A 15,618-nucleotide genomic window follows, 5' to 3' on the forward strand; every position below is an offset into this window, starting at 1 on the left:
TCCGTTATTATTTTGTTTTTTTACGATAATCCTGTACCATTTGCTTTGTAATAGGATAGGGTTCGCCCATTATCCATTTACAGTTATAATAGTTCCATATTTTAGTTAGTTCTTCTGGTGAATCAATACCTAAACGATACATCTGAACTTTACCAAAGCTCAGCTCATACCATTTACAGTCATAATGATGACACAGCTTTTTTAATTCATCTTCACTTTCGATACCCGCTTCTTCCATAAAATCGAGTTTTTCCGTCATGTAATCTTCAGAATACTGATTGTAATCAATCATCATATCGAAACAACGTTCTAAAAGATGAGCAAATGGAACTGATAGTCTCTCTGATAGTTCAGATATCAGGCAACAGGTTGAAGTATCGAACCCATATTCATCTGTTGCATGGATAAATGTCTCAAAGTAGTCCCAGTCGGTATTACTTAGATTATCAGATTCAAATCTATCGAGAATAGAATCGAGTCTGCTCTTATTTGCAAGATGATTCTCCAGTATTTTTCTGACATCGGGAACTGGCTTTTGGTTCTTGCGGATTTCTGTTGGTGTTTTGTTAAATTCTCTTTTTATAGCTCTTGTAAATGCTGTTTGCTCGGAATAACCGAATTCTGACGAGATATCGACTATTGACTTATCAGGGTTATTGATCAGTTCATCAGCAGCTAAATACAGTCTTCTTTTTCGGATATAATCCTTTAAAGTAAGATCACCTGAAGAAATCACCGCAAGAAATTTGTTGTAATCCTGATCACAATAATTTGTTTCTGCGTAAATTTTCCTTGTTATTTCCTTATGATCAAGGCGAATATTCTTATCAATGATAGATAAGGCGTTTTCAAGAATGTTATCTTTCATAGTACTGAGTACCTCCTTTATTTGATGTCTTTATTGTATCAAAAATTATCATATTAGTCTTGACATCTGAGTTGCAATAGATGTCAAGACCGGAGGATTGTCCTCAATAGTAAGATATTTTCTTCATAGGTGTTGAAAAAGAGCACCTATGTTATAAGTATCAATTTGAAAAAAGTCGGCATCAGAACCGACCTTTTTCTTTCATGATTAAATCGTTATATTATAAACTGCAACCATATTCATTTATTGTTTGTTCAGCAGATTTCTTTAAGTCGTGTAAGGACTATTTTGAACCAGTCGATGTAATCATCAAGATTATATATCATAATCCAGTGTGTTAGGGAGCGCCATTGTGAGAAAAGCATAGAACCAAGTATGGCAGGATTATTTATATTATTAATAACCCTTTCAAGTTCTTCAGTTTTCCATGTTGCATCTGTTGCGTCAGGAAAGGCATCACGGAAACTATTAAATAGATCCATCTTGAAAGACATTTTTTCACAGTCATCGCCAAAGTCATTTTCAAAATCAAATACTTTGTCGCTATCAAATAGAAAAAGCCATTTGTCACAGAATGAAATAATATCGTTATGCATTGAAAACTCCTGATAATTAAATGTAGTGTTTCTGTTGTTTTAGTTTGAGGATAGCTATCAAATCAGAGCTGAACAAATACTTTTGAAAAAATAAGCTTTGTAAAAATATCATCTATCTGCTTAGCAACGCTCTTGGATTCGATTTTTGTACCAAGCTCTATATTGCCTTGCTGACCATGATAAGACAGATTTGCTGAAGTAATTAATGTAGATTGACCGTCAACAGATAATACCTTAGCGTGTAATGCTGACATCTTATCATCATCAACAGGTTTATAATTGTAAATATTTAAGAATCGACTCTTATAACGCAAAATCTTATCGAATTCTTGCTGACTTTCAATATCATTGACGAAGAACTTAACAAAAATACCGCGCTGGCTTTTATTTATTATCACATCAACTAAATCGGAAAAATAGGAGGAGAGTGAATATCCTGTAATAAGAATATTTCTTTCTGCACTATTGATCATTGAATTAACAACGCTCATGGTTGTTCTTGCGTTAATTGCAAAAGAAGGCGGTGCAGTAGCGACGATTGACACTTTATCTGTGTCATTAGAAGCAATAGCTTCAGTTATCAACTCTGCTATATCCTCACATTTTTGATGAGATAGCTCAGGGTAATTCCTTTTTAGTAATTCCACAGAATTTGATGTACCGTTTGAATAATCGCTTTTTATCGTATTGATTAGGATCTCTTTATTTATATCTCTACCTGGCATAGTTCATTCACCAATTCTTTAAAGTATGAGGTTTCTTCTCGTCCCGGAACGGGTACAACGAGTCCTCTGTCAAGCATCCTATTTCCGTTTTCACAGGCAGTTTCAGATATCATACAGCAAGAATGACAAGCAGCACCGTTAGAATTCTTTCCAGCAGGAAGTGTATTCATACATTCAGGATCATTGGTACAAACAAGAGCTTCCTGGAAAGCATCTTTCATGAGTCTTGTCATCTGATCGATAGTACCTAATTCAACTAAACCGCCAAGCGAACCTTCTTTGTCAGCACTGCCTGTATACAGCAATACTCCCGACATCTTTTCGCTAAAATATATTCGTTCTCTTATAGCTGAAGATGAATAACCTGATGACATGGACATTTGCTTTATCAAAAGATGAGCAAATGTATGCATGAGAACATAGACAGCATTACGCATAACTGAAATTGTCCAGCCCTTTGATTCGCAGAAATCTCTGTACGAATCTGAATACTTCTTTGATATAGATTTTACAGCTTCAGAACTCATCCATTTTTCAATCTGCTCTTTCTTAAACTCAATGAAGATGCCTTCGCCATTAACTTCTGCAGCGGGAAGCCAGCGCTCTGGACCGCTTCCTTTGCTAAGTGCAACGATATTAGGCTGATTATCAGCATCCGGATCAGGCGCATCTACTCTTGTAAAACCGAGAAGAACTCTTACTTCTCTAAGCCTTGTTACTCGTATTATTCTTTCAAAGTATTTTTTTAGATATTGAGGCAATGGATCTTCCTCAGCTTTAAAATGCTTTTTATTAGATTCATAGGCAGGATCATCATGGTGAGTAATGGCGTTATACTCCATCTGCTTGATTTCAGTGAATTCTTTAATGTTATTAAGACGGTTATGCAATGCTTCTTTGTATTCATCAAATGAATATGCAGAAAAATATTTTTTGTATGCTGTTAAAATCCCAAGTTCTTCACCTAACACGGTTTCATCCATTAACAGTTCAATATCATGAAGATGATCATCGATTAAATTGTATAGTGGATTGATCCATGGAGGAATTGATATTGCACTTTTGGTAACAGCAAAATACACGTTTGATGCACCACGCTGCGAAGGGATAACCTGTTTATTACAGTGATCTCCTTTATGCAAAGGACGAAATGGATGCCGTCCCTGACAACTCAATTCTTCAAAATTATCACGCTGTGTAGCTCCGCTCATATTACGTTTATCTCCGCAGGAGCACTCAACCCACATATCCGCAAGTGTAGATGTATTTCCTATGGAATACATCTTTAATTCGCCATTACATTGTTTATTTCCATGATGAACCCACCATTTCCACGGGAAATCATGCATATGTCCATTTTCGCATATGGTAATAAATCGTGATGGGTAAGCTGGACGATGACATTTAGGGCAACTGACTCCATATATTAAGTATTTATCTAAATCGAAATTCTTCCTTGCATCAAAAAGATGACCACACATAATGTTGGAGCAAACATGATAATACGGAAAAGTTACTACAGGTATATCACATTTACCACTTGTTCGTGGCATATAAAAACAATTGACACGTAAATATGAAGCCAGTCTTCCATCAATTATTCTTTGTCCTTTTTCTTTCCAGTATGGAAGATCAAGTATAGTGACTGAATCTTTAACTGCATCGACAATAGCGCCTGGACCGAAAGTTGTTATAATTTGATTGGGACGCAGTTCGCCAAGTTTGTTATTATTATACTCAGACATTTTATTCCTCCGTGTAATAGTACATATTCGCTGTACTTTCAACTTCACGCATAGACCTTAGTGTAGGCTTTTCGGTTTCGATATGTGGCTGATCATAGGAATTCATTAACCTATTATAGTGTTTAGTATCAACGACAAAGTATCGCACCTTCTTAATCTGAGAAGCCTGTAGCTTCCACCAATCAATGAACTGATCAATTTCATTTTCGGCATCTATTTTAGCTGATGGTTTAATGATATTAAGTCGATCAATAATAAGTTTTTTCACTGATACAAGTTGATCGTCAGTCATTGAAGTGATTAAAGAAGCAGCTGCGTTTTCAGCCATTTCAGGATAGTTCAACCTAATAGCTGATATTATAAGTGCGTGCATAACTCTGTCTCTTGCTCTTGCAGAGAATGGAGTTGCTGTAGTTCCTTCTACGAACCTGTAAAGTTGTGAATGATACCCAGTGAAATTTTCATAATGAGATAAGTCACGAGGACGGTAAGCATTATAAAGAGTAACCACTAAACCAGGAAAAGCTCTTCCTATTCGGCTCGTTGCCTGAATATATTCAGAATTCTGTTTAGGCTGACCAGTTACAACCATTAATCCGAGTCTGTCAACATCCATACCTACAGCTATCATATTAGTAGCAATAGCTGTATCAAGGCAATCTCTTGATTGATAGTTTATTTCGAGCTGATTTAGTTTCTCAGGAATCTTATAAGAAGCCATACGAGATGTAATTTCAACGTTATGGAAAAGGTTGCGATAGCTGTCGAAATCATACTTCTTTTTTATTCTTTTTATTCTCTTCGGAATGTCGTCTTGAAGCAATCTAACAGCACCGCCAAGCTCACGTATACTGTTAAAATAGCCCACTAACGTATAATAAGGATCAATTACATCTTTAAATTCATCTTGACAAGAGTAATTATGTGCTGCCTGAAGAATGATAGAATAAACTCTCAGTAATGCAGTTTTTACAGATTGTCCTGGAGCACATATGCCAACATATTTACGGAACGGATCTTTTTCGACAGGTATTTCTTTTATAAAGAAGCTATCGCCAATTTCAAAACCACTTGGAGGAAACTGCGTTGTATGTTGTCTTGCATACAAGCATTTAGCCTGGGCTTCAGCGTTTTTGATTGTCGCCGTAGAAACCACATATTTAGGTTTTATTCCGTCATATGTACACATATCTTCAATTATAGTCTCATAAGCTCCATAAACTGTGCCAAGAGGTCCAGTGATTAAGTGAAGCTCATCCTGAATGATTAATTCAGGCGGCAAAAACTGTTTAACCGGAGATAAAGTAGAAGCTGCTAATGAATCAGTTTTATTATGTCTCTGAGGATGGTCTTCACCTATAGCAACATATCCATCTCTGCTGCATTTACGGTCAACACGTCCAAAAAGAGCATTTGTTCTTACTTCCCATGGTAAATTTGCAAATTTATCAACTGTTGATAGAATTATGGTAGGGCATTTAGCGTATATTTCTTCGTCAACTAAATATACAGGTAATGCAATTCTATCATCTTTATACCTATAGAATTGACAATTCATATTTGAACAGTGAATCTCTATAGATTTTTTTTCAATATCTATATTGAAGTTTTCTTCGTTTAAAGGTTTTCCACAGAAAGGACAATTGAGAAGCTGCTTATAAACAAGATTTCTTGCTTTCTTTGCGTTATATGGCTTATCTGGATTATCTTTGAATTCTTCAAATTTGTTAGGAGTTACGCCTCCTCCAACCCAAAAACCGATACTAATCGGCTCATTTCCAAATAATTGTGGCTTTTGCCTTCTTATAGTTTCAGCTGCAAGAACCATTTTGGTTATACGATCTCTTTGCTGAGTTGTAAGAAGACGCAAAGTGTATCTAAGGATAATAGTTACTCCGCCATCACGTTCATACATAGAAAAATCTTCTTTTCTCAGCCTTCTGTTTGCTATTACAAAAGCCATAAGACCTAAATATGCTTCTGTTTTACCGCCACCTGTAGGGAAATACAAAAGATCGACTATGTCCCTGTCCTTATGCTTAGGATCAACAATACCGGAAAGGTTCATCAGAATAAAGGCAATCTGGAACGGACGCCAGCCGAAATTATTTTCGTCGATCTTAGGGTTGATGAAATCGAGAAAACTACATGATATGCCTGCACCGTTTTTCTTTGAGAATCGTTTGATACTGTTCTGGAGGAAGATTACACGATTCATAAAGCAAAATGCTTCAAATGTTATATCATCATTGTCGATTAATGTTATTCCTTCTCTGATTCGGCTCAGAGCTTCTTTACAACGCTCAACAACTAAGTTGCCGATTTTTTCTCTGAAAGCATCATCTTTCATTCTTTCATTTGTTTCAAGAATATCTGTAATCCACTTCTCATATGAATCAGCAAGTGTATTTAATTTAGAAATAGTTTCTGATTTCTTGGATTTTACAGACATATCTGATGTCGAGAAATAGTTTTTATCAAATCCTTCTAAAGCTGCACTTACTCCAGGAAATTCATACTCTGGTATAAAAGAAGACTTTATATATGTTGATCTACCATTTACAGGAGTATCCCATATTGCGGCACATCCACGTCCACGACCTAATATAGGACGCTGTTCAAAGTAAAATTCATCAGAAGCAAGTATTTTTCTGCATATATGTTCAGCAATAAAAATAGGTTGCTGTGACTCCGAATATGCTTTAAGCTCTACTTGAAACATAATCCTTTCAGCAGCACTCTCAGCATTTATCCTTTTATTTATAACGTATGCGGTTACAAGCGAATAATTTCCTTTAAGTGAGATCCGAGATACATATACGTGTACATTTGAATCAATCTTTAGAGAGTATTCTTTTGTTCGAGTAAAGTCATCAAAATTAATGGTTAGTGTTTCAGACATTGGTTGACGATTATAGATTGTTCTTGTATGTTCTTTATCGTCCTTGCCCATATACTTTTCTGAAGATTTAGTATAATCTCCCCATGATACATCAAGCAAAATACTCTTTGTCTCATCGGAAATATAAAAACTTATACCAATAGAAGAAGGAAGCTGAAAGCGAGTAGTCATTATCGGTTCATTATCATCTTCTTCGCCAGCAGTATAATCTTCCTCATCTTCATAGTTCGCATCTGTATCGATTTCCTGTTCGTTTTCATCGGAGTTTTCTTCGCTCTGAACATCAAGCATACCAACAAGATATGCAAAACGAGGATTTTCATCAAGCACTTCATACGGCTCCATAGGACCGATAAGATCAGTTCTCATGTCGTCGATTATGTGCTGTCTAACCTCAGAATACTTGAATCTATCAGCCATAGTTAATCCTCCTTAACTGAATGGGCTGTTCCAAGAGTGAATTTGCAAGAATTGCCTGGTTTTATGTTGTCATCTGAAACCAATCTATAATGCCATGTTTTATGATCAGGATCAGCTGATGATGCAAATTCACACCACTTAATACCTTCTTTTGCTTTAGCAATTACTTCATCAGAAGTTACATCTTTAAGAGCTTTAACTTCCACCATATATTTATCAGAGGAGGTTTCAACAAGGAAATCAGGGTTATACTGCTGTCCGGCTTTCCAGAATAGACCTAACTGATTTAACGGTGGTTTGATCCAACGAATAACATCAGGATCTTCTTCGAGAATAATAGAGAACAGTCTCTCGGAATCACTGTCAAATGCATTTGAAGGATAATATGATTTCTTATAGCCTGTAAACAGATATTTCTTAATATTTGCTTTGTCAGTAAAAGGCTTATCAAATTTTATTTGTCCATCGTCCTTGACACTCTTAATGAATTTCTTGAAAATAATGAGGTCTTTCTGAACCAAATGGATATCTTCTGTCTTTCTTTCTACGTGTTCATATATTTGTTTGCGAATGTCGTTAATAATCATTGAAGCATAGCGTCTGACAATCTGCTTCTTTTCTTCTTCAGTTCCGTCTATCTGAGAAAGATACTGTTCAACTACATCGATAACAAAATCAGCATCATCAAATGACAATTCGCTTATTGTATCAAGAAGCATACACGCAAGCGTATTCATAGCATCGTTCACTTCGAGTATCTGTGCATCTATTACTGCGAGAAGTTTTTGATTAATAGCATCGAAACGTTCAATCTGTGCCTTAGCCACTTCAAAGTCAGTAATAGAACGCTTAACTTCAAAACGTTTAAACTTGACCTCAGAAGTCGTTTGAACGAGAATTTTTGGAACAGATATAGCTTTAACAGCGTATTCAACAAGAGATTTAGAGAAATCTTCCTCAGACATCATCTTAGAAGGCGATTGTTTCGGTTCAATTGCAGTATTTGATGTAGTTGGTTCATTTGTTACTGAAGAACCGCTTGCTGTGTTGGAGGAAGATTCACCGTTCATATCAAACAACGTCATTTGTCCATCATCAGCTGGAGTTTCATCAGTTTTGGATTTTCGCTGTGTAGCCATGAAATTCTTTTTGTATTCTTCGTAGATTTCATGCTGTGTCTTAGGATTACTGATATCAGTAAATGACTTAACACCTGCTGCAGCGATAGCATCATCAAAGAGTGAAAGTTGTTCATCGCTTGCAGAAGCTGTAACATCTACCGATTCTGTATGTTCAGCACTTTGTGAATCAAGGTCACGATAGCGGAAGATATCACTACTCTTTATTTCGTCAACCAATTCTCGGTAATGATCATGAGCAACTATATCGAGAGTATCGATTTTTTCATCTCCTGTCTGCTCTCCAAAAGGTAATCTAAGACCTCTACCGATGGTTTGCATAGCAAGAATATCACTTTTGGCAGCATTGAGCGGAATGATCGTAAACAGGTTGTTTACGTCCCATCCTTCTTTAAGCTTATAGACGTGCAATACGATCTCAACAGGATTTGAAGAACTCTCAATAGAAAGCAGAAGCCTTACGTTTTCTTCTGATTCTTCTCCGGTTTGCTTTGAGTGTATTTCAATAACTTTGCCTTTGTATTTTCCCTTCAGGAAGTCATCGTTGTCTATCTTTTCACGGATTTGCTTAGCATGATCTGTATCTTTACAAGCAATGAGAACAATAGGCTTAACATAATCAATGTGGTTATTGCTGCAATACTCCCTTAAAATAGCCTTACGATTTTCGTGTAACGTAAGTCCGTCACGAATTTTCATTTCTTCTATATCTTCCTGACTGTATCCGGCGGTATTAGAACGTCCCATAACAACAGGAATTTTTAAAAAGCCCTCAGTAGCACCTCTGGCAATGTCATAAGCGTAGATAATGTTTGATGTTGATTTAGGGGTTGCAGTGAATTCAAGACCGAGTATAGGCTTGAGATAATTGATTGCTTTCATTGACGCAGGGGCATAGTAACGATGTGCCTCATCCATACAGATAACAAGATCGTCGAACTGAGCCAGCACATCAGCAAAAGATGCGCCGAGTGTTTCCTTGAACTTATGGAAGTTAAACTCTGTATCAGTCTTACTATTGAAGATCTTACCGATATTGAAAATGAAAAGCTGAATATCTGAGGTGTTATCTACAAACATAGAAAGCTGTTCAAACCTGACAGGGTAACGGTCGTAGTTTTCACCGTCATAAACCTTTGGCTTGCCCATTTCAGCTTCAAGTCCCTTAAATATGTACTTAGGGTGATTAGGATTTGTCTCTTTACGAAGTTTATCATATATTGTGCTACCCGGAGCGAGAATGAAGAAATGCTTATAGCCCTTGGTTTTATAGAGATAATAGATGCTGGCTCCCATAAGGCGAGTCTTACCGATACCGGTAGCCATAGCATAGCAGAATGAAGGAAACTCAAATTTTGAATTTACTGTTCTCTGATTCTCGCAATTCTCAGAAGCAACGGCTTCTACAGCAGTTTTATCGTCATTCTTATAATCACAGTGAGAGCTTATTGCATCGAGGTAGGAAAGCGCTTCTTCTTGTGGCGTTCTTAAACTCATAGCATAGCTTATACTTTTTACAACGTCAGCCATTACTGTACCTCACATTCAAAATCGCATTTTTCTAATAAGTCTTTCGGTATTTTCTTTACTTCGATATTGTCAGGCAGATTCATATCTGACTGAATAGAAAGTCCGTAAACAAGCAAGGACTGTCCTACAGCAAGATGCGAAGCTATTGATTTTAGATAGCTTACATTTACGAATTCCTTAGTAACGTGAATGAATCTTCTTTCGGAAGAATTGCCGTGGAATACATCGTCAGGCTTATACTTAAAGCCTTCAATTTTACAGATAGCTTCGCAGAGCATCTCGAACGTATAATCCGGGTTTATCTGATAAATTGGGAGTTTATCATTTTTCACAAGGAGACTTGGTGCAAGTTCATAGAAATGATAGCCGCCACCGCCTTGCCAATTTGCCTCTTTGGTAATACCTCCAGAGTCTTCACCAAGAATAACTTTATCCAATCTCTTCTTACAATGAGAGTATGCCTGTTCACCTTGTTCAATACCAATCCATTTTCTTTGGAGTTTATGTGCTACTGCAGCACTTGTACCAGAGCCTAAAAAAGAGTCAAGAACAAAATCGTCAACGTCAGAAGCCATATTAAATATTCTTGATATTAATGATTCTGGCTTTTTTCCATTTGGAAACTCAACTCCACCTTCTTTAGTAAGGTTCTTTGTTCCTCCAACGAAATTCCAGTAAGTGCCCTGTAATGTCTTTTTATACAAAACACCGTCGATTTCCTCAGATACATCACTTAACCACGCAAATAACCTAAAATTCTCTCCTTTATAAAACTGTTCGTACACTTTACCTTTGTTTCTTCCAGTCTTAGGAATATATTCTATCGAATACAGTTCACTATCCCTTCCTAATTCCTTAACTTTTTCCATGACTCTCGGACGAATTGAACTCTGTGGCATTTGGGAGACAAAGAAAAACTTAGCGTATTTATTATATGCATCAGATTCAGAGAGACCTTCATCCTTCATAATTTGATTAACTGACTTGATTTTAAATCCAACTCTTTTGAAGATTTTTATTTCTTCACCTGAACCATCAACTGTAGATCCAACATATATTTTCTCGCCAGGATCAATCAATGCACTTGAATACTTCCAACTGATGCCTTCTTGTCTATATCTTTCTACTAAAGCGCCTATTTCTTCATAATCATACGCACCCTTAAACATTTCTAATTGATAATAGTCCTTAGCATATACAAGAAGGTATTCACAGTTTTTCTTTAGTCTTTTATCTTCGCCCCCGCCTGATGCTCCTGCAATATTCTTCATGTTTACAGATATCATATTTACAAAATTACTGCGTCCAAATATTTCATCACATAGTATTTTTAGATATGCTTGCTCTTCATCATCTATTTGAATCCAAATAGAGCCTTCTTCTGCGAGTAATTCTCGAAGTAGAATCAGTCTTTTCCGCATTAAACTAAGCCAAATTGAATGTTCTATACCATCATCATACAAGTCAAAAGCATTTCCCGTATTGTAAGGGGGATCAATATAAATGCACTTAATTCTCCCTGAATAGTCTTGTAACAACGCCTGAAGAGCTATTAAATTATCTCCGTGAATTAGCATATTTTCGCTTGCAGGATCTCCAAAAGATTTACTTTTATCTTCTATAAGAATACGTGGTTCAACTTTGGTTTCATCGTACTTACCAACCCATGTAAGTTCCAGTCTTCCTGTTTTCTGCATAATAATTCTCCTAAAACTTTAATACGATATTGATGACTAAAACAGGATTGATATCGAACTGCTTGTTAAACTCAGCAATCTCTTTATCGCCCTCTGTTTTGAATTCTGTGCCTTTTTTATGAAAAGCAGCTTGATAGTTTTCAAGTGCTTTTTTCTTTTCGGCGATTTTCTTTCTTATGTCAATTTTCTCATAGAAATTAGTAGATGCCTTCTCTTGCTCCTGTATAGCTTCGATTTCAGCTTGCATATCCTGATAATCAGCAACAAGCTGATCCATCTGTATACGTTCCCAGTTTTCGATTTTTCGTTTGTTGTATTCGATAATCGAAGCGGTTTGCTGTTGATATTTCAATAGCATCTCCGAGCAAAGTTTATCATATACACGTTTATATGCTTCTGACTCATCTTTACTTGGAGAGAAAGTATGGACATCAGAATCGTTGATCTTCTCTATGACTTCTACAAGCTCAGGCTCGCTAACGTTTATATATGTTCCTTCTGAGTTACAAAGAAGAAGTACGGGGAATAATAGCGATGTAGAATTGCAGAATGAACCGATAAAGAGAGTACCATGTTCACAGAACATATTCATACACTCATTATCAACTTCAAGGTATCTCAATCCGCCTTCTACTCTCGCTTCAGTACAATCGCTCCAGTATTCAACCTCACGAAGGTATTCAGCGATTTCTTCCTTTGTTTTATCCAATGAAGCCTCTTTGGCATTACTGCTCTCCGTCAGCAACAAAGAACGAAGTTGTTTTGCTTTCTTGTCACGCTTGGCGTTAAGCTTTCGGTCGAGTTTATCAAAAGCTTTCTTAAACTCAGCCGTTGTATTACATGACTGATAGATCTCAAGTATCATTTTTTCAAAGCTTACGCCTGATTCCAGCACTCCGAGAGCGATATCTGATGCACCGAATACACCTTCAAACAGCTCAAATTTCTTTGAAAGGATCTCGTATACTCTCTGATCTGCTGCGTTCTGTGTGTTTAAAAGGTTGATAGCGACAACATCATTCTGCTGCCCATAACGATGACATCTACCGATACGTTGTTCTATTTTCATAGGATTCCATGGCAAATCATAGTTGATTACTGCGTTGCAGAACTGAAGGTTAAGACCTTCTGAACCTGCATCTGTACATATGAGTATCTTTGCGTTGTTTTTGAAATAATCAACGATAGCGTGCTTGTATTCCACACTTCTGCCGTAATTGACCTTGCCGAAGTTCTTGACCTGCCAAGCACGGTATAACTCTTTTGACATAGCATCATCAAAATCACCGTTGAAAAGAACAATATCATCATCTTGATATCCTTCTTTTCTAAGCTCATTTGCTATATATTTTTGAGTACGTTTTGATTCTGTAAAAACTACAACCTTCTGCGATATTTCGTGCTCTTGCTGATAATCAAAAGCAATTTTAATAGCTGATTTCAGCGCCTGGAGCTTAGCGTTTGTGGAAATTCTATTAGCTACAGTAATTATTTCATCGATTTCATCTATTTCAGACTTTATATACTGCTTTTGAATCACAGTATCTTCATCGTCAGGTTCTTCAAAGCCGGATTCGTCAATTTCATCCTCAACATAGCTCCAGAATAAATCGAAGCCTTCCTGGGCGTTAGCTGATCTTGTGCCTTCATATAGCTTTTCAAGCCTTTGTTTTAGGACTTCAAAGGTTTCTATTAAAGCAAAGCTTGAAGATGCAAGCAATTTACGTATAACAAGGATAATAAGCCCTCTGTTTGAAGTCGGAATAGAATATAGGATGTCTCTTTTCAGAAAGTCGTTTACTCTTTGATATAATTCAATTTCATCAACTGAAAGAGAAAAATCTACTGTTTTGCATATCCTTTTCTTGAAGTTCATGTACTTAGCAACGTCTTTTCTGAGTGTACGATACAAGACAGGGAGTAATTCATGTTTTAAATCTGCATAGTCCTGATCATTTACATATCGCTTTACAAATACTTTTTCGCTGCCAAATATTCGTGGATCTATAAACGATATTAATCCATGAAGATCAGTCAACGAGTTTTGAAGAGGCGTAGCTGTAAGCAAAATTTTCGGAATTCCTTTCGACAACTCAAAAAGGTTCTTTGCTCTCTTAGTTCCGTGAAAAACATTTCTAAGATTATGTGCTTCATCTATAATAATAAAATCCCATTTTGCTTTTGGAAAGGCTTTCATAAGCTTTGATGAATAAGCATATGATGTGATTATTATGCTCTGTTTTGAGCTATCGGTTAACCTTGAAGCCCAATATTTAAAATCCTTCTCAACTGTTTGCTTATCAAGAATATAGGAGGTTAAGCCGAATTTTTCTAAGAGTTCGATTTCCCATTGTTTTCGTAACGACGCAGGCAGTGAGATAAGAATATGATTTTTGCCTGAGTCTATTACGTATTTCAGGACAAGACCTGCCTCTATTGTTTTTCCTAAGCCTACTTCATCAGCCAATACGATTCCGCCTGTTTTTAAAGCTTGTATAGCTGCACAGAATGCATTGATCTGATGTGGGTTAAGCTCAATATTTGCGTTTAAAAGAAAATGAAATGGCGATTCTTCCAACTCTATTTTCTTGTATTTACTATACTGTTCAAGCAGTAGATTGTGTTTCACTGTTATCACCCTCATATAGCTCTTTGAAAATCCCCATGGCTATCCCTTTTGCCATGATAGGCGGAACTGCGTTACCGATTTGAATATATTGTGCAGTGCGCGGCCCTTCAAAGAAATAACTATCAGGGAAGGACTGTATTCTTGCAGCTTCTCTGACGGTTATAGAACGGTGCTGATTTATATCCGGATGAATAAAATAATGTCCGTCTTTCGACAAGTGTGCTAAAATGGTGTGGCAATAGGCTTCATCGCCTTCAACAACTTTAAATCTATCGGTGAATGAATGCCTGTTTTTGTGTGTTTTCAGTTCTTCAGGCAAATCATTATAGTTTAGCCTTTTATGTCCGTCGTTCCATAATTCAATCGCTCTGCGATATATACTTATATCACGATCATTATTATTTCGGCTTGAATGCAAGGTCAGAACGTCGCTTGAAGTCCTGATGCCAGATTCGGTCACGTAGTTGCTTGCCTTGGTTTTTGAATACTTATCTGAGCTTTCACCAGGCAACAATTTCGGTAAATCTTTGAACAAGTCGTTTACTACTGAATTTGTTTTGATTTCAATAAAATCAGGATACTTTAATCCACTATTTTTCAGCCAGCCAACAATTATCATTCTGCGTCTATTCTGTAGAACTCCAAAATAACTTGCGTGTTGTTCTCTGCACTCGATCTCATAACCTATACGTTTAAGATACTTTTGAATGTTTTTCCATGTAGAACCACCGTTTGCAGATATGATTCCCATTACATTCTCAAAAACAAACATTTTAGGCTGGTATTTCTTTAAGAAACGTCCGTAGAGCTTATATAAGAAATTACGAGGATCCTTTGACATAGGAGTGTCCATATGACTGCTTTGTGCTCTTCCAACAAGAGAATAAGCCTGACAAGGCGGCCCTCCGATAACTACATCTACAGAATTAATGCCTTTTATCTTCATAATTCCGTCAATAGTTTTAAAAATACCAGGTAGGGTCTTATCTGACATTGTTTCATGAATAATAGTTTTGGTAATTGAAGCTGGTATGTGCTCCATAAATTGATCACGAGTTATTTTACCTGATAAGTACTTTGTGTAGATACTGAGATTATTAGTTTCTTTTAAGTAATAATATGCGCTCCTCGTTTCCAAGGTTTTGGCAGCAAATTCATTCATTTCAACGTGAGCTATCGGTTTAAATCCAGCCTGAACAAATCCTTCTGATAAACCTCCGGCACCCGCAAATAAATCTATAAAATTATATCTGTGCTGTACAGATGATGCTGACATAGTTCTCCCTCATTTTTGATTTATGAATTAATTAAGTGCCATAATAGGGCATAGAGTATTGCTCAGTGTAAGATGAAATGGAACTGGTTTA

At 36.6% G+C, this 15,618-nt stretch carries 9 protein-coding genes; all 9 read right to left on the reverse strand.

The annotated features are described in order from the left end of the window. Positions 1-7: 7 nt before the first annotated feature. Positions 8-868 (reverse strand): helix-turn-helix domain-containing protein, encoded by an 861-nt coding sequence (locus tag T497_RS17330; protein WP_028514503.1) that lies wholly within the window; start codon positions 866-868, stop codon positions 8-10. Positions 869-1,122: 254 nt separating this feature from the next. Next, positions 1,123-1,464 carry a hypothetical protein gene (locus T497_RS0104005; protein ID WP_028514504.1) on the reverse strand — a complete coding sequence of 114 codons (342 nt, stop codon included), beginning with the start codon at positions 1,462-1,464 and terminating at the stop codon, positions 1,123-1,125. Positions 1,465-1,526: 62 nt separating this feature from the next. After that, positions 1,527-2,189: a phospholipase D-like domain-containing protein gene (locus T497_RS0104010; protein WP_028514505.1), complete on the reverse strand. Its 663-nt coding sequence runs from the start codon at positions 2,187-2,189 to the stop codon at positions 1,527-1,529. Beyond that, positions 2,171-3,934: a DrmB family protein gene (drmB, locus tag T497_RS0104015; RefSeq protein WP_028514506.1), complete on the reverse strand. Its 1,764-nt coding sequence runs from the start codon at positions 3,932-3,934 to the stop codon at positions 2,171-2,173. Before drmB ends, T497_RS0104010 begins: the two co-directional genes overlap by 19 nt. A 1-nt stretch (position 3,935) precedes the next feature. Then, positions 3,936-7,256, reverse strand: a complete 3,321-nt coding sequence (drmA, locus tag T497_RS0104020) for a DISARM system helicase DrmA (RefSeq protein WP_028514507.1) — start codon at positions 7,254-7,256, stop codon at positions 3,936-3,938. Positions 7,257-7,258: 2 nt separating this feature from the next. Next, positions 7,259-9,925, reverse strand: coding sequence for a DEAD/DEAH box helicase (locus tag T497_RS0104025; protein WP_028514508.1), 2,667 nt, complete (start codon positions 9,923-9,925; stop codon positions 7,259-7,261). Further along, entirely contained in the window at positions 9,925-11,622 is a 1,698-nt protein-coding gene (locus T497_RS0104030; RefSeq protein ID WP_028514509.1) for a site-specific DNA-methyltransferase, read from the reverse strand. The genes T497_RS0104025 and T497_RS0104030 overlap by 1 nt, the downstream gene beginning before the upstream one ends. A gap of 10 nt (positions 11,623-11,632) precedes the next feature. After that, the gene (gene drmD / locus T497_RS0104035; protein WP_028514510.1) at positions 11,633-14,251 is read right to left on the reverse strand and encodes a DISARM system SNF2-like helicase DrmD; all 2,619 of its coding nucleotides are present in this window, start codon (positions 14,249-14,251) and stop codon (positions 11,633-11,635) included. Beyond that, a complete protein-coding gene (locus tag T497_RS0104040) occupies positions 14,229-15,527 on the reverse strand; it encodes a DNA cytosine methyltransferase (protein ID WP_028514511.1) in 1,299 nt (432 codons plus the stop codon). The genes drmD and T497_RS0104040 overlap by 23 nt, the downstream gene beginning before the upstream one ends. Positions 15,528-15,618: the final 91 nt, after the last annotated feature.

The sequence above is a fragment of the Ruminococcus flavefaciens MA2007 genome, assembly GCF_000621845.1.
In the GTDB taxonomy this organism is placed as follows: domain Bacteria; phylum Bacillota; class Clostridia; order Oscillospirales; family Ruminococcaceae; genus Ruminococcus; species Ruminococcus flavefaciens_E.

Bases quoted from the DNA above. Each gene is read 5' to 3' on its own strand.
- T497_RS17330 (WP_028514503.1), bottom strand. From the start codon at position 868: ATGAAAGATAACATTCTTGAAAACGCCTTATCTATCATTGATAAGAAT.
- T497_RS0104005 (WP_028514504.1), bottom strand. From the start codon at position 1,464: ATGCATAACGATATTATTTCATTCTGTGACAAATGGCTTTTTCTATTT.
- T497_RS0104010 (WP_028514505.1), bottom strand. From the start codon at position 2,189: ATGCCAGGTAGAGATATAAATAAAGAGATCCTAATCAATACGATAAAA.
- drmB (WP_028514506.1), bottom strand. From the start codon at position 3,934: ATGTCTGAGTATAATAATAACAAACTTGGCGAACTGCGTCCCAATCAA.
- drmA (WP_028514507.1), bottom strand. From the start codon at position 7,256: ATGGCTGATAGATTCAAGTATTCTGAGGTTAGACAGCACATAATCGAC.
- T497_RS0104025 (WP_028514508.1), bottom strand. From the start codon at position 9,925: ATGGCTGACGTTGTAAAAAGTATAAGCTATGCTATGAGTTTAAGAACG.
- T497_RS0104030 (WP_028514509.1), bottom strand. From the start codon at position 11,622: ATGCAGAAAACAGGAAGACTGGAACTTACATGGGTTGGTAAGTACGAT.
- T497_RS0104040 (WP_028514511.1), bottom strand. From the start codon at position 15,527: ATGTCAGCATCATCTGTACAGCACAGATATAATTTTATAGATTTATTT.